The 26,006-nt window shown below is 41.7% G+C and carries 20 protein-coding genes; 12 read left to right on the top strand and 8 right to left on the bottom strand.

Annotation, left to right across the window (positions count from 1 at the left end; all coding sequences use genetic code 11):
* Nucleotides 1-158: 158 nt before the first annotated feature.
* The 4 genes from DLM75_RS24220 to metG form a co-directional block, all read right to left on the bottom strand.
* The gene (locus DLM75_RS24220) at nt 159-329 is read right to left on the bottom strand and encodes a hypothetical protein (RefSeq protein WP_158586447.1); all 171 of its coding nucleotides are present in this window, start codon (nt 327-329) and stop codon (nt 159-161) included.
* A 54-nt stretch (nt 330-383) separates the two neighbouring features.
* A complete protein-coding gene (locus DLM75_RS05655; protein WP_118967493.1) occupies nt 384-2,072 on the bottom strand; it encodes an acyl-CoA dehydrogenase family protein in 1,689 nt (562 codons plus the stop codon).
* Nucleotides 2,073-2,270: 198 nt separating this feature from the next.
* A complete protein-coding gene (locus DLM75_RS05650) occupies nt 2,271-4,901 on the bottom strand; it encodes a [protein-PII] uridylyltransferase family protein (protein WP_118967492.1) in 2,631 nt (876 codons plus the stop codon).
* Nucleotides 4,902-5,465: 564 nt separating this feature from the next.
* The gene (gene metG, locus DLM75_RS05645; protein WP_118967491.1) at nt 5,466-7,559 is read right to left on the bottom strand and encodes a methionine--tRNA ligase; all 2,094 of its coding nucleotides are present in this window, start codon (nt 7,557-7,559) and stop codon (nt 5,466-5,468) included.
* A gap of 116 nt (nt 7,560-7,675) precedes the next feature.
* Between metG and DLM75_RS05640 the strand changes: the two genes are divergently transcribed.
* Nucleotides 7,676-8,179 carry a tellurite resistance TerB family protein gene (locus DLM75_RS05640; RefSeq protein WP_429945418.1) on the top strand — a complete coding sequence of 168 codons (504 nt, stop codon included), beginning with the start codon at nt 7,676-7,678 and terminating at the stop codon, nt 8,177-8,179.
* Between the two features lie 66 nt (nt 8,180-8,245).
* Entirely contained in the window at nt 8,246-9,205 is a 960-nt protein-coding gene (locus tag DLM75_RS05635) for a hypothetical protein (RefSeq protein WP_118967489.1), read from the top strand.
* A 620-nt stretch (nt 9,206-9,825) separates the two neighbouring features.
* On the opposite strand, the gene DLM75_RS05625 is transcribed toward DLM75_RS05635, so the two are convergent.
* Both DLM75_RS05625 and DLM75_RS05620 read right to left on the bottom strand, forming a co-directional pair.
* Nucleotides 9,826-11,019, bottom strand: coding sequence for a DUF1554 domain-containing protein (locus tag DLM75_RS05625; RefSeq protein WP_118967487.1), 1,194 nt, complete (start codon nt 11,017-11,019; stop codon nt 9,826-9,828).
* 253 nt (nt 11,020-11,272) lie between these two features.
* Nucleotides 11,273-12,442, bottom strand: coding sequence for an AraC family transcriptional regulator (locus tag DLM75_RS05620; protein ID WP_118967486.1), 1,170 nt, complete (start codon nt 12,440-12,442; stop codon nt 11,273-11,275).
* 733 nt (nt 12,443-13,175) lie between these two features.
* On the opposite strand from DLM75_RS05620, the gene DLM75_RS05615 reads away from it, so the two are divergent.
* Complete coding sequence (locus DLM75_RS05615; RefSeq protein ID WP_158586446.1) at nt 13,176-15,242, top strand: Lcl domain-containing protein; 2,067 nt, start codon at nt 13,176-13,178, stop codon at nt 15,240-15,242.
* 16 nt (nt 15,243-15,258) lie between these two features.
* Nucleotides 15,259-15,882 carry an Lcl C-terminal domain-containing protein gene (locus tag DLM75_RS05610; protein WP_118967484.1) on the top strand — a complete coding sequence of 208 codons (624 nt, stop codon included), beginning with the start codon at nt 15,259-15,261 and terminating at the stop codon, nt 15,880-15,882.
* A 67-nt stretch (nt 15,883-15,949) separates the two neighbouring features.
* On the opposite strand, the gene DLM75_RS05605 is transcribed toward DLM75_RS05610, so the two are convergent.
* Nucleotides 15,950-16,564 carry a hypothetical protein gene (locus DLM75_RS05605; RefSeq protein ID WP_118967483.1) on the bottom strand — a complete coding sequence of 205 codons (615 nt, stop codon included), beginning with the start codon at nt 16,562-16,564 and terminating at the stop codon, nt 15,950-15,952.
* Nucleotides 16,565-16,990: 426 nt separating this feature from the next.
* On the opposite strand from DLM75_RS05605, the gene DLM75_RS05600 reads away from it, so the two are divergent.
* From DLM75_RS05600 to DLM75_RS05565, 8 genes are all read left to right on the top strand, one after another.
* On the top strand, nt 16,991-17,974 hold the full coding sequence (locus DLM75_RS05600; protein ID WP_206610862.1) for a c-type cytochrome: 984 nt from the start codon (nt 16,991-16,993) through the stop codon (nt 17,972-17,974).
* A gap of 305 nt (nt 17,975-18,279) precedes the next feature.
* On the top strand, nt 18,280-19,761 hold the full coding sequence (locus DLM75_RS05595; RefSeq protein WP_118967481.1) for a SpoIIE family protein phosphatase: 1,482 nt from the start codon (nt 18,280-18,282) through the stop codon (nt 19,759-19,761).
* 2 nt (nt 19,762-19,763) lie between these two features.
* Entirely contained in the window at nt 19,764-21,212 is a 1,449-nt protein-coding gene (locus tag DLM75_RS05590; protein WP_118967480.1) for a tetratricopeptide repeat protein, read from the top strand.
* The gene (locus DLM75_RS05585; protein WP_118967479.1) at nt 21,209-22,180 is read left to right on the top strand and encodes an LB_137 family protein; all 972 of its coding nucleotides are present in this window, start codon (nt 21,209-21,211) and stop codon (nt 22,178-22,180) included. Before DLM75_RS05590 ends, DLM75_RS05585 begins: the two co-directional genes overlap by 4 nt.
* A gap of 14 nt (nt 22,181-22,194) precedes the next feature.
* A complete protein-coding gene (locus DLM75_RS05580) occupies nt 22,195-22,602 on the top strand; it encodes an STAS domain-containing protein (protein ID WP_118967478.1) in 408 nt (135 codons plus the stop codon).
* Between the two features lie 87 nt (nt 22,603-22,689).
* Nucleotides 22,690-23,466 (top strand): helix-turn-helix transcriptional regulator, encoded by a 777-nt coding sequence (locus tag DLM75_RS05575; RefSeq protein WP_118967477.1) that lies wholly within the window; start codon nt 22,690-22,692, stop codon nt 23,464-23,466.
* A gap of 72 nt (nt 23,467-23,538) precedes the next feature.
* Nucleotides 23,539-24,030, top strand: coding sequence for an Mpo1 family 2-hydroxy fatty acid dioxygenase (locus tag DLM75_RS05570; RefSeq protein ID WP_118967476.1), 492 nt, complete (start codon nt 23,539-23,541; stop codon nt 24,028-24,030).
* Nucleotides 24,031-24,248: 218 nt separating this feature from the next.
* Nucleotides 24,249-24,824, top strand: a complete 576-nt coding sequence (locus DLM75_RS05565; RefSeq protein WP_429945428.1) for a DUF1569 domain-containing protein — start codon at nt 24,249-24,251, stop codon at nt 24,822-24,824.
* Nucleotides 24,825-25,018: 194 nt separating this feature from the next.
* On the opposite strand, the gene DLM75_RS05560 is transcribed toward DLM75_RS05565, so the two are convergent.
* Complete coding sequence (locus DLM75_RS05560; RefSeq protein ID WP_118968000.1) at nt 25,019-25,852, bottom strand: metal-dependent hydrolase; 834 nt, start codon at nt 25,850-25,852, stop codon at nt 25,019-25,021.
* Between the last annotated feature and the right edge of the window lie 154 nt (nt 25,853-26,006).

Below are 26,006 nucleotides of genomic sequence, written 5' to 3'. Positions count from 1 at the left end.
GATCCCGCTGAAACTCTTAGCTACACTTCCTCTGGAATTTTTTTGTCCGACAAAGGAAACTGGATCGACCGGGTCCATCGATAGCAAGGGGTCTTCTGTTTTGAAACGGAATTTTGCGGGAACTCCACACATTTCCGCTTCAAGCGGAGGAATCTTCCTTAAACGAAGACGTCGATCCCACTCAAACTGTTGGCTTCACTTCCTCTGGAATTTTTTTGTCCGACAAAGGAAACCGGATCGACCGGGTCCTTCGATGGCAGGGGTTCTTCTGTTTTGATACGGAATTTTGCGGGAACTCCACGCATTTCCGCTCCAAGCGGAGGAATCATTCTCAACTCGTAGACGTTTCCACAAGAAAGCCTCCGAGATTTCCAAAAAAAATTTCAGTAGTGAATCACTGATTTTAGTTTTTCAGGACTTCCCGAAAAACTCCCCTTTTTTGCAAAATCCTGAGAAGAATTTACTAAATCCAAATATCCGTCTCGAAAGGAAGAGAGGTCCTTCTCTGCGTTCGGGGCTTTTTTTCCGGAAACGTCGGAGAGGGAAGCCAAGGAAAAAATCTCGAAAGCTAAGTCAGAAATATAAATTCGATTGAGATCTAACTCTTCCGGACTGGATTTTTCGAGAATCCCTTTCAAAAGATCCGCCTTTTTGCGAATGGTTTCGGATGCTTCAGTCGTCGTATCGGTCAACTCTTCCACATATTTAAAGAAAGCGTTTGCGACTTTCTCCCTCTTAAAACCCCTCAATACATGTTCGCTTAACAATAAATGGGTTCCTTCCCAAGTTTCATTTATGATGGAATCATTATGGAGTCTCGGAAGCGCAGAAAAATCTCCCACAATTCCATTTCCTCCCAGGACTAAAATAGAATTGTAAGTGATCTCGGTCGATATAGAAGAACATTTATATTTCAAAAGAGGGGCCAAAACTTCTCCCGCCAATTTCAAATTTTCTGGAGTATGATAGTGTCTGAAAACAGAAGTCAACATTGCAGTGTGTTTTAATCTCTGGTCGCTGAGTTGTTTTAGAAGCGAAGGGAATTCCAAAATTTTACTTCCGTAAGCGGATCTAAACTTCGCATATTCGTACGCTTCCATCCAAGCCCTTCTTGAGATTCCGGAAGCGGCAAGCGACACATGAAGTCTAGAAATTCCGATCACATATTTAATTAGATTGGCGATTCCGTGTGCGGGTCTTCCAAGAGCCTCCGCCTCGACTCCGTCATAAATAATTTCAACGGTGAGTTTTCCTCTCGATCCGATAATATCTTTTTTACGAAGAATATGATGTCCGTTTAACGTTCCGTCGTCTTTGATTCTTGGAACGAGAAAAAGGCCGATCGTGTTCGTATCTTCCACTCTCGCGGTGGTGACCCAAAGATCTCCCGGATTGGAGCAGAACCATTTTTCTCCAGTGAGAATCCACTTCCCATTCTCCTGTTTTCTTGCGATCGTTCGATTTGCACTCACGTTCGAACCACCGACCCGTTCCGTCACATACTGACCGGCCATAAAGTGGGAATCGCTTCCTTCACCTGCGACCAAAGGCAAATACTTAGCTTTTTGTTCGGGAGTCCCCAACGCTTCTAAAACTTTAATCATACCTTCTGTCATCGCAAGTGGACAAGTAACTCCACCTTCTCCGTTTTGATTCGCGAGATAGGCAAGCGCATAACGATGAAGATCGGTGAAAGAATGTTTCCAAGAAGAATGATAGTTTAAGTTTACGATTCCATAATCATAGGAAATTTTTCTAGATTGCTTTTGTTCGTTTGAATAAACGATCTGATCGATACGATTTCCTGTTCGATCGTATTTTACGACTTCTCCGTATTTGCCTTCCTTATGAGAGGCTTCCGTAAGTTCGTCTAAGATTCCTCCCACAAGAGCCCCGTAACCCAAAAGGTGATCCTGCATAGCCTTCTTATGAGTGGAGTCATAACCCTGGGAATACTTTTCCACAAGAGTCTGCAATACTCGATCTTCTTCGTAAAAATTCTTTCCTCGATTTCCTTTATAATCGGAAATATCAAAGGGGGCAAGTCCTGGATTTACGGTTGGATTATTCAAAGTATTCTCTCCTCGTTCACTGAATTCTTCTAAACGAAATATCTTATCTTTTATTCTTTTTAAAAAATCGATTTTAGGAAAGTATAACTTCGCCCGGGTTTGTGCGCGAGCGAAAAAAGGGAAGAGTCGGAAACGAACTAACGTGTTTTAAATTTAGTATGTAAAGAGTCGAAATGAAATCCGAAAAAACAATCGGACTCAGATCGTAATCTCATCCAAAATTTGTTCGGAAAGTTGTATATTAAGAATTTGGTCTCTCAGTTTGGATAAGAGTTCTTGCTCTTCCAGCTTAGCTCCACTCGAAGTCTGGAGATAAAAAGAATCATACGCATAATCGGCGCTTGTCGATACTCTCAAGTATCTCACTTTCAAATTTAGATGAAGGATGATTTGAAGAATTCTATAAACCAAACCGACAACGTCCGGCATTCTAACTTCCATAATTGTCACGTCTGGAAGATCGGAATTGTAGAACATGACCGATCGATTTACGATACTTTCCGGAGTCGGCTTTCTGGGATTCCAATCCGCTCTCTGAAACGCGATACTTTCCCTTTTCAAATTTCCGGAAGCAATCGCTTTTAGCTTTGCTTGAATACGATCCATTCTATCGGAAGGAAGATTTCCACCACCCGCGGAATCAGTAACTTGGACAGAAGTGATCCAATATTCTCCGAGAGTATAACTTTTCATTCCTAAAAGACTAAGGCCTTCGGACGAAACGGCACAGGAAAGATCCAAAAGAATTTCAGGTTGATTGACCGTAACGACGTCGATCGTAACGAAAGCGGGATCCTGTTCCCAATCAAAGATCAATCCTTGAACGGGATCCTGTGCAAGAGTCCCAATCGCTTTAAAATTCTTTAATATTTTACGATTGGAAACCGTATTTAGGTAGGAAGAAGGAGTCACCTCGTTTGCGAACTGGACGATCTTATCGGAAATTTTCTCTTCCAAACTTTCCTTCCCGATAAGATATTTTTTTAGATCCTGCAGATTTACGTCTCGATCCGGACCGACCTCTCCGAAATTTCCATTGGAGTCGCTGATCAGATATGGAATTGTATTTTGATACAAGGTGTTTAGGATGGAACTTTTCCAATTCGTTAGAACGCCCGAACCGACGGATTTTGTGTCGATAACGGTGAGAATATAAAGCTTTCTTAATCTTTCTCTGCTTCCCACCGTCCTAGCAAAATCGAAAACCAAATTCGGGTCTCCGATATCTCTTTTGGAACTCAGCTCGGACATAAGAGTGTGTTTTTCCACGAGAAAACGACAGAGATCTCGATCCTCTTCGCTTAAGCCCAGTCGATCTCCTACGGAAGAAACAAGTTCTGCACCATACTGGGAATGATCTCCTTCCTTTACCTTACCCGCGTCGTGTAACAAAATTGCTAATGCGAGAAGCTCGATCTTAGAACATTCTTTGTAGGCCTTTTGAACCTCGACATCCTGAAATTCTCCTTTATCAAGAAGATCCAACTCGTGTAAGATCAGAAGTGTGTGTTCGTCGACCGTGAACTCATGATGATAGCTGAAGAGCGGAAAGTTTGTACAGGCTCCGAACTCCGGAAGAATCGCTCCTAACACTCCCGACTCATGCATAAGTTTCAGAACTCTTCCCCGTTGTGAAGGAGTTCTAAGAATTTTTAGGAATTCATCGTTCACTTCGGGAGAATATTTGAAGTCATCGTCCAAAAAGTTGGAAGCAAAACGAAACTCATTCAGAAGTGTTCCGGAAACTTGAAGATCCTTTTCTTGGATCATTCGAAAAGAAATCATCACATCTCGGTAGATCGTGTGCGGATTCGTAAAAAGAGTTCCCATGACTGGCGGAAAAACGGTTCTTCCGATTTTAAAAAAGTGAAGGTCTTCATAAGGAAAACTTTCTCCTTCCGAACTTTTTCTCTTCTCTATGATCGAGTCTAAATAAGTGCGAATGATGAAGTAAATATTCTTCTGATGTCCGTACAATACGTACATGAACTTTTCCACGGAGGAAAGCTCGGTCTTTTTACCGAAGCCCAAGTATTCGGCGACTTCCTGTTGGAGATTGAGGTCGAGTCGGTCGGTCTTTCTTGCCGTGATCACGTGCATAGAAATGCGAGTTCTTAAGAGAAAGTCGTATGCTTCCTGCAAAAGCTGAATCTCCCCTCTTTGAAATACCGGAAGAATCGAAAGACCTCCCAAGGAAGGAAGATTACGAACCGATTTTTCCATCCAGAACATATATTGAATGTCTCGGAGACCGCAGAGATCCGTCTTAAGATTCGGTTCGCTTAACAAAATCGGTCGTTCTTCCTTGAGAAATCGTGAGGAAAGAATTTCTTCTTTCGCTTGGTTATAATTTTTGGTTCTTTTTTCCGGAAGTTTTTCCAAAAAATCCGTTTTGAATTTCTCAAAGAGAGTCCTTGAACCTGCGAGAAAACGCGCATCCAGAAACGCGTGATACGAAGACATGTCGTCGAGGTATTGAAAACATTCTTTAATCGTTCGGCAGGAATGTCCGACTTCTTTTCCGGAATCGTAGAGATAGGTATTGATTTTAGAGATCAGAGCGGAAAGACGTTCCTCTTTGATTCCATTGTGAAGATACAAGAGATCAATATCGGAGTGCGGGGCCATCTCCATTCTTCCGTAACCACCCATCGCGACTAAACAGATCTCATCTCCGGATTTGAATTCTACACCCGAGGTTTCGAACTTGGAAAGGATAAAAGAATCTACGATATGAGTGAGTTGTCGAGAAACAAGCCGACCTCCGACGTTCTTACTTTTTTCCAGAAGTCTTTGAAAACTATAAGAGATATCTAATTGTAAGGGCATCTAAATTCCTAAAAATAAATTCAATCTGGGAGATTCAATCCATCGGTTCCGAATTCCACGGAGATTTTTTTTTGATTTCGTAAATCATTTTTTTGAGCTCGTTTATTTGGTCCGACAAAGGATCGGATTGAAAAAAAGCTTGGCACCGAACGAAAGTCATCGCTGAAGAAAAACCCATTCTCAGAACTACAAACGATTCCTGGAAAAGAAGCCTGTCGGAAATACGACAAACCTTCCGTAAAATTCGCGCGCCCCACCCTGATCTTGGGTGGTGGGGTGCGGTGGTGGGAAAATTCGGGAGACTTTTCTCTATCAGAAAACCATAATTTTGCAAGTAAAAAGTCTCCTTCCTTGATTGTAGGAATTCCCACAGACCTTCTTTAAGTTCTAGGATTCCTCAAAGCACGCCCAAAAAAATGCAGGTGTAACAGCTCTTATAAGAGATTCTTTGTGTTTTCAATCCGGGCAAAGTTCCGAACAAAAAAACGAAACCATTCGCTTCAACGTTTGCATCTGGGTACCATTGAATTCTATCTCAATTCACTTTGAAGGCTTCCTGGTTTCTTATTTTAACTTTTCTCCGGGTTTCGCATCTTTGTGAGGAACGAACAAACTCAAGGATTCTCCTTCACCGGAAGCAAGGAGCATCGCTTCCGAAATTCCGAACTTCATCTTTCTCGGTTTGAGATTCGCCACAACCACAACTTTTAGACCTTTCAGAACTTCCGGTTGATAAGCGACTTTAATTCCCGCGAAGACGTTTTTGATTCCGAGTTCTCCGAGATCCACTTTCACGTTTACGAGTTTGTCCGCACCTTCCACCGGACTCGCTTCTACGATTTGACCGACTCTCAACTCGACTTTTGCGAGGTCGTCGATCGAAATTTCTAACCTCTCCTCGGGTGCGCCATTTGCCACTTTCGCTTCTTCTTCTTTTTTGGAATGTTCCGTAACGGATTGTTTGTTTTCTTCTAACATTGCGTTGATCGCCTTTTCATCCACACGTTTTGTGATCATCTCGTACGGATTTACTTTCGTATTTTCTAATGCCTTAAATTCTTCCGGTTCTAATTCTTTAAACTTCGGGGCTTCCTTCAAACCTAACAAAGAGTAGATTTTTTCGGAAACCTTCGGAACGACCGGATACAAATAAACGGCGAGAATTCGACTCGCGTTTAAAACGGTGGTTACGACTTCTCGGGTCTTTTCCGGATTCTCCTTGATCAGTTTCCAAGGAGCGTTGTCGTTCACGTAACGGTTTACCGTATCTCCCAGACGAGTAATTTCTCTCATCACTCTCGCGTAGTTCTTCTGTTCGTATGCGTTTTTTATAATCTCTTGAACGGATTGTTCTCCGGTTCCGGCTTTGATCGGTTGATTGAGTAATTCGTTTAACAATTCTTTCCCTTCTTTCGGAAGGGTTCCTAACGTTCGATCCAACTGATCCAAGATGCTCGTGGAAATTCTGGACACAAGATTGACCAAATTTCCGACAAGATCGGAATTCACTCGGGCGGCGTAGTCGTCAAAGGAAAGATCCAGGTCGTCCATCCCGGGACTTAATTTCCCCGCGAGATAAAATCTTAGGTGTTCCGGATCCAGATACTTTGTATAAGTACTCGCGTTGATAAACGTTCCGCGGGACTTGGACATCTTTTCTCCGTTGACGGTGATAAAACCGTGAACGTGAACATTCTTCGGAGTTTGGTATCCGCTCCCGTGTAACATCGCCGGCCAAAACAAAGCATGAAAGTATAATATATCTTTTCCGATAAAGTGAACGATCTCAGCGTTCTCATCCTTCCAAAAAGAATCGAATTTCTTCCAATCACCTTGAAAGAATTTTAAAGAAGAAGCCATGTAGCCGATTGGAGCGTCGAGCCAAACGTAAAAGTATTTATTCTTCTCTTCCGGAATTTCAAAACCAAAGTATGGTCCGTCTCGAGATATGTCCCACTGTTGCAGACCGGCATCGAACCATTCTCTCAATTTTTTTTGCACGCCTTCGGTTACGTGATTTCCCGCTTCGATCCATTCTTTTAAGAATTTTTGGAAGTCTTCCAACTTAAAAAAGATATGATCCGAATTCTTAAGAACCGGAGCGGTTCCACAAAGAGCGCAGTGGGAATCGATCAAATCTTTTGGATTATAAGTCTTACCGCAGACTTCGCAGTTGTCCCCATATTGATCCTTGGATTTACAATTCGGACAAGTCCCTTTGATAAAACGATCGGGAAGAAACATCTGATCGTGTTCGCAATAGGATTGTTCGATTCCTCTTCGAGCGATATGACCGTTCTTTTTGAGTTGTAAATAAATTTTTTCCGAAATAATTTTATTCTCTTCTGAGTTCGTGGAATAATAATTATCATATTCGATTCCGAAGGCTGTCAGATCTCGGAAATGTTCCTTTTGAACTCTTTCGATCAGTTGCTCGGGAGTAATTCCTTCTTTACGAGCCGCGAGCATTACCGGAGTGCCGTGTGTATCGTCAGCGCAGAAAAAATAACATTCGTTCCCTTTCGCTTTTTGAAAACGAACCCAGATATCCGTCTGAATACCTTCCAACACGTGCCCTAAGTGAATCGGACCGTTTGCATAAGGAAGCGCCGATGTTACCAATATCTTTCTTTGGTTTTCTTTAAGAGAAGAGTTCACAAAAGTCAGGTTCTTAAAATTTAGGTCAAAATCAACGTCTTTCTTTTCAGTTTTTCATTGCAAATCCAATGGTTAGGATAGAATTTTCTGAAAACCTGGAGGAACTCCCGATGCCAATGGAGAATCTTTCATCCCTTGCAAGCAAAGTCCTGCCGGGGCATGAATTCTATGAAAAGTTCAGAGAAGAATTAGACCCCGAACAAGAAATCTTTCAACTGAAGATGAATTATGCCAAGGTCCTCGTCAGTGTTTGGTCTTATTCCTGCATGGCGGACGGAATCTTTCATCAGAAAGAAGGAAGTCTCGTTGGTCAGATGGTAAAAGCACTTTTTGAAGAAGGTTGTATCTTCTTCGATCATCAAGGCGAAAAAACTTCCATCATCAGCGAACTATCCGATGTGTTTGAAAATCCTCTTCCCGTAAAAACGATCCGAAACTTTTCGGAAGGAAATCCGATCATGGCCGCGGGTTTTTACGAAGACGCTTGTGTCATCGTTTCGATGGACGGCGCGCTTACAAAAAAAGAAAGAGAATTTTTAGACGATTTAGCAAAAGAACTCGAGATATCTTCGATGGATAAGAAGAATATCGAGAGCAGAACACACGGTAAGAAGAAGTAAGCCCCGCCTTTTGAAGCAGATTCGTTTCTTACAGATCAGATCCTTGTTTCCCGGAAAACCTTTACGATGAACTGGGTCTGGGAAACGTTGTTCTATCTTTTGATCCTTTATGCCGGACTTCAGTTCTTGATGTCCGGTCCGATCATCCAATTGTTAGTAAACTTTTTTTCATTTCGACATTTCAAATTCAAATGGACCTCGTCCGGAATTCTTCTTCCGCTCTTTTACGTGATATCCAAAAACTGCACGATAGAATTTCCCGGAATTCTTAAAACCGATCAGGTTTACACGAGAATCGCTTCGCTGAACTTTCAGATCGATTTTTTCTCACTCTTCAAAGGTAAGCTGAGAATTCCTTCTTCTTACTTTGGAAACTTCCACATGGATTATACCAACATCATCAGTCCTCACAAAAAAATAGGACTCATGCCCAAACGTGGAAGAATCATATTCCAAAATATGAAAATAGAAAACGGATCGATTTCGATCGTAGATAAAACTCTGACTCCAACCTATTCGATTCAACTTAGGGATATCGCGATCGAAGGCGGATACATGGATTCGGGTTCTCCGCTGGAACTACTCTTTAGAACCAAGAGCGGCTCCTGTAGACTTGGAAAAAGAGGAAACCTTAGAATCGGCGTATTGGCCGGAGAGACAAGGGGATTTCTATCGTTAAGCGACATCACATGGTCCGAACTCGCTGGTCTTCAAGTGATTCCCCTTCCCTTTCTCAAGAACAGAGTGCAAATCTACGTGGAATTCAAACATATCAACGAAGATCAAACGACCGTCGAAGGAACACTCATTCATTTTGCGCCGAACTCGAACGACAAGCCGGAACAAAGTTATCCGTTTCAATTTGTGATCGATTGGAAAAATTACAATCTTCCCTTCGATCTTGCGCTCCGAGAACTGATCTTAGAATTATTCTTAAAAATCAAACTCAAAGGTGTGATGACAAGAACGATTCAGAGCGTCGCAAAAGGACTTTACGCGATCATCGGAAGGAACCGAAAACGTTAGACGAAATCGAAACATGATCCGAGTAGAACGGGAAGGATCCTGATTGTCCTAAAATCTAAGAATTTCGTATCGAAAAAACGTGGTCCCGACAAACGGAATCATACCGAAAATAACTTGGAATCGGACTTCAAGTCCGTCCGACTAAAAATCCAGATAAATCCGTCATCTCCGAAGTAGGTTTTTGAACCCCACCCCGAATTTTAGAATCTATTCTATTCATTCGATTTTTCTCAAAAAAAAGAATTTGGATCCAAGCGGCCTCATCTCAAAAACAAACTTTCAGCGTCCTATGGAGAATCTGTTCCAAAACACAAGATTGCGGAAACTCACACAAAATCCGTCCGGATCAGGGGAAAGGAGCGGATCTCACAAAAGTCCTATGAGACAAAATTTGTGGGAACTCACCCAATGAATTAGAATGTACGAAACGAAATTTTTCTCTTTTCGAGTTTTGAGACAAGCCAACATTCTGATTTAAAAAGAATCAAAAATAAAATCCGCTACCGAGCCGGGATGGATTCAATTTTTTTTAACCAAAAAATATCTTTGCTAAAAGAAAACCAAATTCTTACAAATCGGAATCGAACCTACTTAACGAAAAGATTAGCCTTTTTCAGAATTCATCGCTCGATGCAGAGGTAACGTTTAAATCCGGTTGTGCAAGGAATTTGAGTGGATCCGTCTCCCGCTAAACCAAAGCCAGTCGCATTGTTCGTCCAATCATCGCAATTCACATTGATCGTCCAATTCGTATTAAAGCCGGACCAAAAGTCACTGGCCGGATTCCCGGTGCTATTATAAAGGGTGTTATAGGGAATCAGACCGTTGTTATCCGACATGGCGATGAATGCGTTATTGTCAGCGCGGTAATATTTCGTATTTTTCGCGATCGGCCAGTCGGCGTTTCCAGGAACTCGGGTCGCAACACCAGCAAGAATCTTAGAATAAAAACCGACTTCCCAACTGCAAGCCGCGTCACCTCCGAAAATACTCACGTGACTCCCGCCATACTGCATGTTTCCAGCGGACGCCCTCGAAATCGATCCGATCTTCTTGTCATTATTGAGAATCTTTAAGTTAAAAGAAACGGCGAGATTGGAAGGAGTAACGGCCACGTTCAAAGTATAGATTTGATCAAAATAATCCGAAGCTCCGGTCGGAGTTAAATCACTCGCCGTTACGGTAACGGAATCCGGATTTGCAAAATTCATATCGTAACTTTCAGGACCTGGATTAAAATGATCGATGGTCGCCGTCGTTGATAGGCCGACATGGGCCACAGGATCATTGGGACCTGTGGGGCCGCTCAGAGAAATATCGAAGTCCAAAGCCGTTCCGTCTTCATTGATTTCGATCGTTTCTCCCGGAATTTTACCGTTGATCACGACTGTCGAACAGTACACGACAAGATTGGAAACATCGGAAGAAGCCGTTCCGGATGGATTCTCCGTCGTTCCCAAAAAAATCTTACAAGAATGATCCGGAGCCGGGGATTTCACACTCAACTGATATGCCTGATTTTGCGGAATCCGATTCGCAAATTGAAATCCGCTATTGCCGGAAAGAGAAAGAATTTCATCGTTTAATCGAATCTGAACCGTTCCGGAAACTAAACCTTGCAAAACTCCGCTGAACTGAAACCCCGATGTAGTGGAGGAAGCCGAAGCAGAAGAACTTTCTGCAACTTCTTGCACGATTGTCATCAATGCTCCACTCGGACCATCGAGGGAAAAGCGTTCCGCTTGCGCGCAGGAAATCCAAACGCTCAAAAGGAAAATAGATAAGATAACTTTATAAAATGAAATTCGCTTCATGGAATCTAATATTTCTATCACTTTGATTTTACTTTATAGACAAATCGATCCGACAATTTTGTGACTTTTTTTCATTCTTGAAATTTCAATCAGAACGGGAAAAAAATTTTACTCGGCTCACTCGATTCCTATATTTTTCAGAGAGAATTTTCATTCGAATTCTTCTCCGAAAAATATAGACTTGAGAATTGTGGAAATCGAAGATTCAACATAACTTCCTTCCTAGTATAATGAAGGGAGAATGTAGATCCTCTTATATGGAATGCGAGTATCTTGAATCAAGATCTCCCATTTCATCTTCGTTGTTTTTATAATTCGTTAGATTCTCTTCTCTGAACGCTTTCGGAGATTTTTTTGTCTCTTTTAAAAACGCTCTGTGAAATGCGGAAGAAGAACTAAATCCCACAGCCATTCCAATCGAAAGAATCGATCGATCCGGTTCTTCCAGAAGCATCACTTTTGCTTCCTTGACCCTGTGGTGATTGATAAATGAATTAAAATTCATTCCCATGTGCTCATTTAAGAACGCGGACAAATGATGAACCGAAAGTCCCATTTCGGAAGCCAATGACGGAAGTCTCAACTCTTCATCCAGATGGATCTTTTCGTTCTGCATCAACTCGTTGAGCTTGCTTTCAACCTTTTCTATATTCAAATCTTCTAAAAGAGATCGTTTTTCTAAATTTGATTCTCTCTGTTCGAAATTCTTATCGGAAGCCAATTCTCTCGAGCCGGAATTCCCTTTTGAGACGTTTTCGTTTGCACGCTGATGAAATTCCGCAACAACCGGGATAAATTCGCTCAATATAATCGGTGAAAGAATTAAAAAGTAATAGTTGATCGTGCTCATCGGTTCGATGATCTTCGCACCTTCGAAATACCGAATCACTTCCGTGAGTTTGATGACAAGTAACACGCTGATCGCAGGAAGAATTTTCACTAAATTTCCCCGATTTTCGGAGGAACGTAGCGGGACCAACACCTGAAAAAGAAGGTAGGCGAAGAATAAGAAGCTTCCTAAGGAAACCATTTCCGATAAATTCGGAATCTTAAATTCGTCCAAAAGATCCCAAATCACCACAATCGCCGCGGTCGCCGCAAAGCTACGAAGTAACAATTTTCTCAGAGAGGAAAAATCTGCTTCGTTCATTTGAGAACCACCATTCTTTGCCGCTACGGTTAAATTCATAAAAAAGAATATCACCGTTACGGAGAAGAACGCATAAAAATATTGAGCGAGCTTTTTTGCCAGAGCAAACTCAGTGATAAAAATAGTAGCCGCGAACGACCAAAACAGAGAGGCCATCAAAAAAAACAGCACCGACGCGCCGAACCTCTTGCTACGATCCCTCTTAAACAGTCCAAATACCGCGATGATAAAATAGAGCATCGCGGCTAAAGAGTAGTATTTAACCTCTTCCACATCCGAATCCTTAAGTAGTTATTTATTTGTATTTTTACCAGATATTTTGGTAACAAGGGCATTCCGAGCTTTTGCTCATTTTTCTTATTTCTTGAGAATTATAAATCGTCACTTCTCAAAAAAAAATTAATTTCACGCTTTCGGCAGGAATTCTCTACGATTTCCAAAGCAAAAGTCGCACAAAAAAATACCCAAAGACGGAGAAAAGGAGGAAACATACTGATTTATAGGAATGATTATTGATTAATAACGCAATAGATTTGTAAGAAAATTTGCGAATCATACCAGTTCCGATCGAATGAACACCAAAGGATTCGGAATGTGAGGAGATGATTTTCGATCGTAAAAAAATCTCTCCTTATAAAAAAGAAAGCTTCATACTATAAAACCATATTTTTACACAGACTTTGTATGAAATGGCAAACTTTTTCAACAGTGTTGCCTTTGTTCTTCGCATCATAGACGACAACGACACGCCTCCTCTCCAACTTATAAGCAAAGAATTCCTTAATTATAGGCGGTGACGTATTATTGGGAAAAAAGAAGTAAATTAACTCCACATCACTCAAATTTTGCGGATGGAAATGTTGTGGAGGATCTTCTCATGATCAAACAAAGAAAGAAACAACATGCGAAAATAAAAATAGAAACTCATTGTTTATACAATCTTATTCTTGGAATGAGTTTGTTTTCGATTTTTCTAAATTGTTTGCCTGGAGAAGGAAAGAAAGGAATGAATTTTTTCTTCCTTCCAAGCTCCAGCCTTTCCTTTCCAATTGGAGATTCTTCGACTGGAACAACCACAGCTCCAGCGCTCACACCCGTCGCTCCTACGGGAACGCTCACCTATTCTTCTGCAACGACCTTCTATGTAAGCGGGAATGGCGGCAATTCTTACTACGATATTTCCTGGTCTTCCGATATGAACGGACAGTATGAACTTCGTCTCGGAGCAACCAATTGTACGGATGGAACAGTAGATAGTAACGCGACCGTCACCGCTTCCACTTCCAATGCAAATCGAATTCAAGCTTCTTCTTTAAGCGCAGGTTCCAACGCGGTCAAACTTTGCCTAAAAAGCCCGGACGGCGCGAGCGTATGGGATATGAAAAGCGCGAGTGCAATCCGCGATGATGCCGCTCCAGCGCCGGGATTTTCACCGGCGGCCGGAACCTACGGATTGGCAATTCCTAATATAACCCTTTCTTGCACCGATACCGGCGCCGCTGGTTGCCTTGCAACGGCTTATACAACGGATGGAACTACTCCTGATATCAATGCGGATGGAACCGTTCCTTCGGGTTCTACACTTTATTCCGCGGCGTTTGCAATTCCAAACAACGCGACCACCGATGTGAAAGCCATTTCGATCGACAAAGCAGGCAACAAAAGCGCCGTCTCCACGAGTCAATACGTCGTTGCTGTGGGAAATCCTACGATTACGATCAATTCCGTTTCGAAAAATTATTTGCGAAGCGCGGACAATAGCGTGATCAAATGGCAATCGGATCTCGCAGGAACGTACGAATTCCGTTTGGGTGGATCCAATTGTTCTTCCGGTACGAACGGTACGGCTCTTGCACCAGCAATCACCGGAAGCGCCGTCGCCGCAACGGAAGTCACGTCCACGATTCCCGGTACTTCTTTAGCAGTCGGAGCCAACACGATTCGAGTTTGTCTTACTACTTCCGGTAGCAACGTAGGATTTAATTCTTCAACTTTAAATATCGATAATACGGCGCCTACAGTTAGTTCTGTTACTCCGGCGAATAATACTTCAAACGTAAGCGTGGATCAAAATACCTTTGATTTTGTTTTTAGTGAAGCGATGAATACGAGCGTCACTCCGCTTCCAGAACACCATGATAGTGGAGTGAGCGGTTTTCCTCAAATCGCTTGGCCTACGATGACTGGTTCTTGGTCGGCGGATGGATTGACATACACTCTTAAACTAAATAGCAAGTTACCCGAATTTCACAATTTCTATCTTCAGTTTAACGATTCCGACTTTAAGGATCGTGCCGGAAATACGGTTACGGGCGGATTCGTCGTCTCCAATCTTATCAAACTCAATTATCGCTCAGGTGTGGAATCAAATCCAACAATCATTTCGAGAACCTTACAAAGCGCATGTTATGACGTTTCCGGTACCACGATTGCGTGTGCATCATCCGGACAGGATTCGGAATTCAATTCTACGAGCCCTTACGGTCTTGGAACTCCAACGACCTTAGCAGGATATCCGAATGACTATGTTACGCAGGATACACTGAATGGAAAATTTTGGAAAACCTGTCCGCCGGCGTTCGTTTGGTCGGGAGGTACTTGTGTGCAAGATGGAGTCGATCCTTACAACGTAAGCCTCGTTGCCCTGGGAATCCCAGGAGTGATCGATCTTACTTGGGGACAATCTCTAACATACTGTCTTCAATTAAATCTAAACAATTCCGGTGCAGGTTTTGCAGGAAAGAAAACTTGGAGACTTCCGACTCTAAGCGAACAAATGGGAATTCTTATCTATGAAGGAACTTCCGGCAATGAAACGGTTCCCGCTTCCAGCTTCCCCGGGTTTATCAGAAACAACTACCAAAGATATTGGAGTTCTACGAACGCTGTTAGTGCTTCCTTGGCGAACGGTATTACAGGACCTGATTTAGCAAACGGAGCGAATGCCTGGGGCGCTTGGCAAATTTCCGTGTTCGGCGGAGGGGCCCATCTCAATAACAAAGGTAAGAATTATTCTTGGGGCAACTACTGGATGAACAAATACGCTACGCTCGCAATGTGTGTTGCGGATTGAACAAAGGAGAACTGAGATGAAACGAATCAGACTAATACTACTTTTAATCATTCTCTTCGGATTAGAAAGCAAAATCACCGCAATCGGTGGCGCTTACTCCGATTTAGGAGACGGAACCATTCAAGATGCGGGAAATAGACTTCTTTGGAGAAAGTGTATTCGAGGTAGAGGAACCGCAGGTATGAATTATACGGATTGCGGAACCTCTTCCGGTCCGGCCGAATCGAGCAACTGGACAAACGCACTGAGTTATTGCAGAAATTTAGGAACCACTTTGGGCGACGGAAGACAGTGGAGATTACCTTCCGTTAAAGAATTGATCTCGATCGTTGACTACAGAGTTACATCGATGCCGATCATCAATGCCTCTCTATTTCCAAATACGACAACGGGAAGATATTGGACTTCAACAAATTCTTTTGCGATGGGAAGTAGCCCGACATTATCCGGAAACGGAAATAACGAAAGCGATCCAAAACAGTACGTAGCTTCCTCCGAAAACATAGACCAACACTATAAAATTCCTGAAGGAACGAGCTATCGATCAATGGTTTACATAGTAGATTTCGCAATTGGAGGAGTCGTCGAATATCCGAAATCGAATACAAACGGATATGTTCGTTGTGTTACCAGTTATTGATCATCGAAAATTTGGAATTCCGCAGAAGTTCAGTTTTGCGGAATTCCTTTGTAAATCCGTAATTCCCTCACTCAATATTAAAACAAGCATTCAGCATAAACTCGATATTCTCTTTGGAGATTAAATCCAACCGTTCGTTCCATTTTGCAACCGGTAGACTTTTATCGTCTTTTTCAAGATAACTCATTTGAGGTATGAGAGTATAGGTATGGTTTGCGTCATGCACACTTGAATTGGAAAAGGAAATAAGATTATGAATGACGGGAACACATGTTGTCTGACTAGGATCACAGTATTCCACTCGTTGTTGAACGTGTCTAACGTGAATCTCCGCATCTTTTCCAATCAGCATTTTCTTCTTCGGAAAAACCTTCTTTAATGCAAGAACCAACTCCAGAGCCTTGGTGATATTTTTTTCCTTTGGAGAAGGCAAATAAATTCTTCCAAAAAGTTCTTCCTGTCTCTTACGCATACAAAGATCGTCTTCCGGATTTAAAAATTCAGGATCCGGAGTTTTCGAACAAATCTCTCGCACCGTATCAACGGAAAAAGACTCCACAACGAGCGTTTTTGCGGTTTGAATCTTTTCGATTTTATTGTGATTATCGGGCTCTTGCGTTTGCGCGGACGAACAAGTAACCAAGAACAAGGCAAGATTGAGGAGAGAGATTCGGACTATCATACTCTTCGAAACAATGGTTCTTTTCCTTTTTTGAATACATTTTGAAAGTGTAGGCCGTTTTTTTGATCAAATCATCCATTTTACGTTCGAAAATCTTTGACTCTCATTCCCATCCAAATCTGGAAATATCCACTAACACGATTTAGCGGACCTTGGAAATTGGGAGCAGTCCTTTTGAAAATTCGAGAAGCTACGTTTATCCATCCACAAACGCGAATCTATTGTTCTTCTAAAAGATGGAAAGTTAGACGAAATCAAATACTCCATATTTTATTTTTGAACTATTTTCTGCGGTCAGTCAATCCTAAGGAAAGCATTCGAAATTTATCAAACGTTCAAGATCTTATAACGTAGGAATTCGGCACAGCCAATATAAGACAAAAATAATTTACGAGGGTGTTTAAGAATTAAACATAGCAGGAAAATATGATGAATTTTATTGGAAATCTTTTGAAGAGAATTATTCTTACGATTATCTTAGTGATAGTAGGTGGCCTTAGCTTTCTATATATCAAATATCCGGACATCGGAAAAAAAGAGGAAATCAAGATAGCCCACACTCCCGAACAAGTCCGAAGGGGAGAATATTTAGTAAATAACGTTGCCGCATGTATGGGATGTCATACGGGAGAAAGAGATCCTCAAAAGTTATTCTACCCATTTGATAAAAACGTAGGTGCAGGAAATTTAAAGTTTGGTGAAGAGATGGGCTTACCTGGAAAATTCTACTCGAGAAACATCACTCCCGCATTGACCGGTTTGAAGAATTGGTCCGATACCGATATTTTTTATGCAATCACATCCGGTGTTTCAAAGGACGGTTCGCCGCTCTTTCCTCTTATGCCTTATGAAAATTACGCGCAGTTGGATAAGGAAGATATCTATGCGATCATTGCGTATATTAGAACGATTCCTGCCGTAGAAAATCATGTGGAAAAGTCGAAAGCAAACTTTCCTATGAATCTAATTATGAGAACCATACCGAAACCGCCTGAATTCTCACAAAGACCTGATCCGAAAGATACGATCGCCTACGGAAAGTATATGTTTACACTCGCGGCTTGCAACGATTGTCATACTCAGAAGATAAAAGGTAAACCAGTCGAAGGAATGGAACTAGCCGGAGGTTTTGAATTTGCTTTACCCACCGGTGGAAAATCAATAAGCGCAAATATCTCGCCTGACATTCATACCGGAATCGGAACATGGACAAGAGAAAACTTTATCGCACGATTCAAAGCAAGTGTTGCACGAGCTAACGCCAAGCCCGAAATCAAACCGGGCGAGTTCAATAGTTTAATGCCTTGGTTGGAATATGCAGGAATGAATGACCAAGACTTAGGAGCCATCTACACATTTCTCATGAGTTCAAAGCCGGTTTCCAACAAAGTTCAGACTTTTGAAAAATAATCAATTTATAGTACGCGTAGAAAAGGATCTGCGCGTGCATACCAATTCGGCAAAGACGATATTTTTGAAATAGGTTATTTTCGTTTAATAAATTTGACTAAAAACTTTAATACGTCATAAAATTTTTATTCTGAAAGTTCAAAAACGCAATTTGCAAACTTTTTTGGCGTGAAAGTAATTCTTTTACAACAAACTTCTTCAAAATATATCATTAAGCCATCATTATTAGCTCTATATATCTGACAATTATCGTTTTATAATAAACGATGCTAATATCTGAAAATATCCGTATACTGATATCAGTTATGAAACGATCACTGAGACTTCAGATAATTTCTATCTATTCCTTATTGACAGTGATCAATCTCACCTTTGTCGCCGTCATGATCTTTGAGAATCAAACGGATTTATTGATTGATAATTTCACACTGGAATCGGACCAAATCGCAAGAAAAATTCTGAAGAAAATCGAAGGTTTGGAAACCCAAAACTACGAGGACAAGGAACAATTAGCGGATATAGAGAATAAACTGCTAAGCATTGGGATTGAAAATTTTTCGATCGTTTCCGTTGAGGATCGATCCGTTGAAAAGTTCAAAATCAATCTTGAACACGGAACGCCTACTTCCATAGATTATCTCAAAAGTAAACTGGCCACGATTATCAACGCAAAAGAAGCGATCAATAGTTCTTACGATATCGAGCTCGATTCGGAAAACTTTATCGTAAGTCTCATTTTCTATCTTACCGAGAAAACGTTCTTAGTCTCTCAAGTTCGAGTGAAAGAAATCTTGGATCGCCTTAATTCCTTATACATTCAGCTTGGGCTACTACTTCTCTGGGGTGTGATCTTTCACATTCTTTTCGGTATTTTCCTTTATCGCAAAATCTTCGTCCGTCTATTTATTCTCAAAGAAGTCAGTGAAACCATGGCGACGGGGGATTTGAGCGCACGCGCACTCTGGAACTTTTCCTCAAAAGACGAGCTGGATCTCTTAGGAACCACATTTAACGGAATGGTGGAAAGAATTTCTTCCCAAGTCGAAAGTTTAGAATATAAGAACAATCAAATTCAAACCGAATTGGAAATCGGTAAGAACGTTCAAGAGTGTTTATTACCCGGTAAAAGAAGAAAATTTAATCTGATTACCTTGGATATCTTTTACAAACCGATGCGCGAAGTCAGCGGAGATATCTACGACGTCATCGAAATCAACGAAGATAGAACGGTATTCTTTCTTGCGGACGCGACGGGACACGGTGTTTCTGCGGCGCTTATCACCTCCATCATCCACTATAATATAGAAAATATCATGAAGGAAACGGTTAATCCTTCGTTTATATTTACTCGTTTGAGTGAAAGGCTCTTCGACACTCTGCAAGGCTCATTCTTTGCGACCGGTATTTTTGTTCTCTTCGATAAGGAAGGCTACGCATACTTCTGTAGCGCCGGTCATAACCCAATCTACTATTTCAGAAAAAATAAGGATAAAATCGTCACACTCGATTCCACGGGGCATATCCTCGGAATCGGTATCCCGGAAGAATACCAAGTTCTAAAAATAAAAACGGAACCCGGTGATAAAATTTTAGTTTATACGGACGGAATTCTCGATGCGACTTCTCCAACGGGAGAACAATTCGGGGACGATCGTCTTCTTCAACTTTTTCAGTCGAACGTACATCTGGATGCAAAAGAAATCACGTCGGTTATCAAAAAGGAAGTCGATATTTTCGCGGATCATTTTCCCGACGATGTTACGTTTGGAATTATCGAAATTCAATAACTATGAAGAAGAGCATCGCCATTTCCATTATAGGATTCCTATTGATTCTTCCTCTCGGATTCATCGTTTTGGAGACGAAGCTTTTCGAGCTGAGAATCATATTAGAAAGACGTAAAATTCTTAATTTTTCATTTTCCAGCGAAATTCTACGCTCTAAATTCGAAGGAATCATTTCCAATAAGGAAAACATCAAAGCCGAGATGAAATTGAATCATCTTCAAAGTTCGATGATCGATAGTTCCAGAGATTCACTCTCCTTGGAGCCCTCTTTTATACACGAAACCGGAGCCGTATTGATCAATTCCGTTCGTTCTCTTTCCTTAAAGGCGGGTATCAATCTTCATCTTAATTCTTCTAAAATTCGTCTCTTAGAGCACGCGTTCGCGCTGGAAAGAAATCAATTTTATAAGGAAGCTTATAGAACTTACGAAGAATCCTTTGATCAATTCGGTAAGGAATCTGAAGAAGGAGGTTTTATACAACTTCACCAAGGATTCTGCCTCGCGGTCCAAGGCGAATTCGATACGGCCCTTAAACCTCTCTATGAAGTGAAGGCAAATCATCCGGGCACTCTACTTTCCAGCGACGCAGAAATTCTTATTTCTCTGATTTTAAAAGCGAAACAGAGCGAAAAGGAAATCGAGTCGAGCGAGGATGACCCGGAAAAAAGAGCAAGAGCTTATTTCGCTAAAGGAAATTACGCGAAGGCATTGGAAGAAATCGAAAGAGCAAACATCAATTCTCCTGAGATGAATTATATAAAAGGTTATTCCTTGGAGAAAACGGGACACCAGCCGGAGGCGATCAAAGAATACGCAAGCCTTGCATTCTCTGACAAGAACAAAGAGATCGCGATCAAAGCGAATCGTAGACTTTTGATGTTGGGTTATTATTACAACGCGGGTTCCGAAATCGCAAGCCTTTCCGATAAGAACGCGGAAAGACTTGGAGATACTTCCGAAGCGAAGGAAATTAAAACTTCTTCTGAAAAATTAAAACAGCCGAGCAGACTGCTTGATGGCGTTGATGAAAGACGAGATCCTAAACTGGATATTGACATTTCCAAAAAGAACCAGGCCGTCTTGGAAGAAGTTCTTCAGAAATCGACCCAATTCTTAAAAAAAGTGGAAGCTCAGGCTCCGCCTAAGGCGCTTATCAAGATCATCGTTTCGGACGCGGATCCGGTTTATGCAAATAGAATCGTGATCAACGGAGATCAAACGAGATTATTTTCGACTCACTTCCCGATCACGCTTCCGACTTATACGATCGAATCCATTTCGATGGATAAAAACGCCACAAAGGATTCTAAACTGGTAATGACTAAAGATACGAACAAACAATCCTTCTTAAGGGCATCCTTTGAGGACGATACGATAACCGTGATGGATAAAACTTCTAAGAAGATGGTTCCGATCGATTCCGCCATTAAAATCGAGGTGATCCAATGAGCAGAATTCTTCTCACAGTTACGATCCTCATTTTTTCCCTGGAAATTTCGGCCCATAGAATTATCCTGAAAAACGGAGAAGAGATTTCGGGTAACGTTACGGAAAATGATCCAGCTTTGGAAGAGATCACGATTCAAACCGATGACGGTGAAAGAAAGATCAAAAAGAGCGAGATTTCCGAAATGCGTTTCGAAGAAGCCGGAAATTTTCTCTGTTTGGAATTGGACGAAGACCCGAAACGAATTTGCACTCATAAGATTACGAAAATCAATCCGCAGACTCTTTTTTACGTAACGGAAGAAGGAGAATACCTCAGAGTCGCTTTGGATCGTGTAAAATTCGCTCAAATCAAAGAGCCGTCCGCGAGAATTTTACAACAGCTTTCGAAAACGAATTTGAAATTCACGGTTTCCTCGGAAACGGACGACGACATTCTCTCCAAAATCTCGATCCTCAACGACGAATCCATCATGGTTACCCGAGGAGAAGCCGAATCTCCAGTTATTTTAGAAAATAAGAATATTACAAAATTAGTATTCAAACCAGAGGATCTAACGCCTATAAATCCGGAGACCAGTTTGGTTCTCTGGGATTTCCTGATTCCCGGTTATTACCTTCAGAGAAAAAATTACACCAAGTCCGGATATGCGATGATGGGACTCACCGGTTTTTTTATTGTCGGAGCCGCATACGAATACTACGCGGGAATCAACGTCAAAGAAAAACAACCTTTGCTTATTCCGCAGGACAACGGGACTTTTCTTTTATTCGATCAGAGCAATTCGGAATATTCCAGACACAAACAGCTGAATCATCTTTTTTTGATTTCTTTATCAATTAATTATTTATTAAATACAGCACTGATTTCCTTTCCAGCGGTCTTTTCGATTTCCGCAACGGAAAAAACCCTTCCCTACGCAATGACGAAGGAAAGAAACATCGAATTTAAAATGACGTATACTTTTTAGGAGACAAGAAACTTATGCAAAACACAAACTCAGGCGGAGTAGCCTCTAAAGACGAACTTCAGGTTCAGGAAATCACCGATTCTCACGTGGCGGGAGTTCTCAAAAAGAATATGGCGATCCTGAAAACAACCGGAGAGATCAGCCTCTTTTCGGCGAAAAAGTTCAAAGAAGCGATGACCGATAGAATTGAAAATGGAGTGAACATTTTCTTAGTGGATCTTTCCACTACGACTCATATCGATTCTTCCGGTTTGGCGGCTTTTATCAGCACACAAGCGAGACTTTTTAAGGAAGCTCAAGGAAAGATCATCATCTTCAACGTTCCAACGCATCTTCAAAAGATCTTCGAACTTACAAGACTCGACAAATTGATCGGGATCACACTCGACTTAGACGCGGCTATGGACAAGGCGATTGCCTAACCTTTAGGATCGAATTGCGCCAGGAATCGGAAACGCCGATTTCAAAATGAGTTGCAATGAGTGGAATGCTTCCTAAGCTTTCCTGCGATGGCAGGAAAGCTTTTTCTTATCGGTTCAAACGTTCTTTTGACGGGGGTTCCGATCTTGAACGAGTTGCACGAACACTACAGCGCTTCCCTAATTTTAAGCAACGGAAAACCATTTCGATTTAGAACCGGGTCCAGCGATTGGATAGAATCCCGGTCGATCTTCGTTCGTCCCAACGTCGAACAACAGTTAGATGCTCAAAACGAGGACATTTTCATCTTTCACTTTGATCCGGACAATATCCGAATTCACGGCTCTTTTTTCAGCTTTCCCTCCGATTATCTAGAGTTGGATTCTCAACTATATAAAAGAATCTTAAAATTCTTAAAGGCGCCCGTTAACGAACAAGAAGCGATTACCCTTTGGAAAGAATTATTAAACGAACTCAAAAAAGATAGGAACGGATCGGAAGAACGTGATCCGAGAATCGAAACCGTAGTGCAAAAACTTGCAGAATCCGTTCCCGATATCATTCCTTTGGAAGAATTGACCAAGTTTACGGGTTTATCCGAAAGCAGATTGATGCATTTATTCAAGGACGAAGTCGGAATTCCGATGAGAAAATATATCCAATGGCTTAGAATCAAATCCTGTGTATTTTCTCTTTCACGCGGTAATTCACTGACGCTTGCGTCGCACGAGGCCGGTTTCGCGGATCAGGCCCATATGAGCCGAACTTTTCGAGAAATGTTCGGACTCAAACCCTCACTTTTTTTGAAAAATAGCAGTTCCGTTCAAGTAATCTTCTGCGATTTCGAGGATGATATCCAACTCTAAAAGAAGCCGTCTCATCCGTGTTCTACGAAACGGGATCGGAAACGGCTCTAACAATGATGAAGGGAGTTGAAGATGAAACCAATCGAACAGTGGCTGACCGAATACGCAGATAGCCATCAGAATAAAATCAACAAAAGAATCCACTGGATTATGGTGCCGACCATTATGTTTACGTTATTAGGAATGTTGTGGTCCATACCTTCCGGATCGATTCAAAGTATTCTTCCAGAATCTTTAGGACAGGCCCGTCTCTTTTTAAACTGGGCGACGATCTTCGCTTTGATCACGGGAATCTTTTATCTCCGGCTTTCCGTTCCTTTGTTCATAGGAATGATGCTTATGGTCGTCGTGATGTTATCCGGAATCTACTACATCGCGCTTTCCGGAATTTCCACTCTGATAAGTATCTCCGTGGGGGTTTTTATCGTAGCTTGGGTTTTTCAGTTTATCGGTCATAAAATCGAAGGTAAAAAACCTTCCTTCTTCAAGGATCTTCAATTTCTTTTGATCGGTCCGGCTTGGTGTCTGAGCTTTTTTTACAAAAAAATCGGGATTTCCTACTAAGACTTTGTTTTAATAGATCGATGAAAGAATTTATTTTTCCGATCTAAATCAAGGCGGGGCTTTTGAGCCCCGTTCTTTTTATTTCCGAAAGAATCAAATCTGTCATTCGTTCTAAAACCTCAACATCCTACACAAAACGTTTGACTACTTTGAAAAGAAGATTACGATCTTCGTCCGAAAGGAGCACCAATTTGAAAACACAATCCGAGACTCGATCGATTACGAGAAAAGAATTCCTACGTTCTTCGACAAAATTTTTCCTTCTCATAGGAACCGCAGGTGCGATTCTTCCGAACATAAACCACTGTTCTTCCGCGCCGAAGGGAGTCAAGGATCAAGGACTTGCCTTTGATTCGCTTTCAGAGGCTCTAAAATATCTAAATACATTAGAAAATTCGAATTCGATTTTCGGTTACAACGGTTGGGACGCGGGAAAAGTGATGCTCCATTGCGCTCAGTCCATCGAATATTCGATTCAGGGTTACCCTGAAAACAAAAGTCCGCTTTTCCAAAACACGATCGGCAAACTCGTCTTTTTAAAATTCTCCCTCTCTAAAAAAATGTCCCACGATCTCGAAGCGCCGATCCCGGGAGCAACCGAAATCCAATCGAATACGGAATGGAAAAAAAGTCTCGGCGTTCTAAGAAACACCATTCTAAATTTTCAATCCTATGGCGGAGAACTCAAACCTCATTTTGCATACGGTAGTTTGTCAAAAGAAGAATACGACCAAGCTCACGCGATGCATATCGCGAATCATTTCAGCTTTTTAACGGCTGTCCCCAATTCTTGATCGAAAAAATTACATTCGAATGATTGAACCTTTTTTTCAAGGAAAGGAACGGAACGTTCTTCTTTCTTACTTTCGAAAATATTAAGAGAATGGAAATAAGGAGAAGGCAAAAAAATAGACTTCGGAATTCCTAAGAACTCCGAAGTCCGAGAGCAAGTGTTTCGGATGGATTCGTAAGTGAAAAAAATGTAAAATTACAAGGTCGCCAATTTCGCTTCTGCGAGTTCGTAACCGCCCATCTGATCGGGATGGAAATCTTTTCTAAAATACTTTAGAAATCCTTTATATAAGGGCGGAACCGAAATTCTCATCTGCTCCCTCGCATACTTTCGGTCGTTTTTGAATTTCTTCCAAGTAACTTCCTTATCCGCGAGCAAAAACCAATATTGGAATACAATCGCATACGACCAGAGCATAACCGTGGCGATCATGTATCCGGCGATTCTCAGAAAATAACTCGGAGCGACTTCTTGTAAAACGTCGTAGACGACCGACTTGTGTTCGATCTCTTCACACGCGTGCCAAACGAGAAGTTTTTTCATATCGCCTTGCACGTCTTTTGCCAAATCGTGTTCGAGAGAAATTTCTCCGAGCGTAGCCGTGTAGTGTTCCAGAGCGGCGGTGATCGACAAGTTGAGTTTCGGCCCGAAAAGAAAACCCAACAAATTGAAGATAATTTTGTAACAGGTGAAATGGTAGAACTTCGCGATTCGATCCAAAGGTAGTCCGAAATTCCGAATCGAAGTCCAGACCCTTTCGTGTTCTTTTCCGTGTTGCACTTCCTGACCGATAAAGGCTTTGATTCGATTCTTCAGAGCTTCGCTCCGAATCCGATCCTGAAACGGCTTCACACTTCGGATAAAAAATCTTTCCCCTTCGGGAAAGATCACGTGAAAGCTGTTCACCGCGTGCGTCATGATTGCGTTGTCATTGAAATAGTATCTCGGGACATTCTCCAGAGCTTCGAAGTCCATTTTGCGGACCGATGGAGAATTCCCATCAATCGTTTTCGTAAACGGCTTTTTCATTTCCAACCTCTTTGTTTCATTCGTCTTTTGTTTCCAACGCGAGGTAAGAATACCCGATCTTTCGGATTCGTTCTGTCTGAATTCCAAAAGCACTGATGGATTTCAAAATCGGCTAGCTTTTTTGGAGGAAGAATCCGGATTCTTTCTTCAAAAA

The organism is Leptospira stimsonii, from assembly GCF_003545885.1.
Taxonomy (GTDB): domain Bacteria; phylum Spirochaetota; class Leptospiria; order Leptospirales; family Leptospiraceae; genus Leptospira; species Leptospira stimsonii.
Note: the sequence above shows the minus strand (reverse complement) of the source record. Positions and strands in the feature narration are given on the sequence as shown.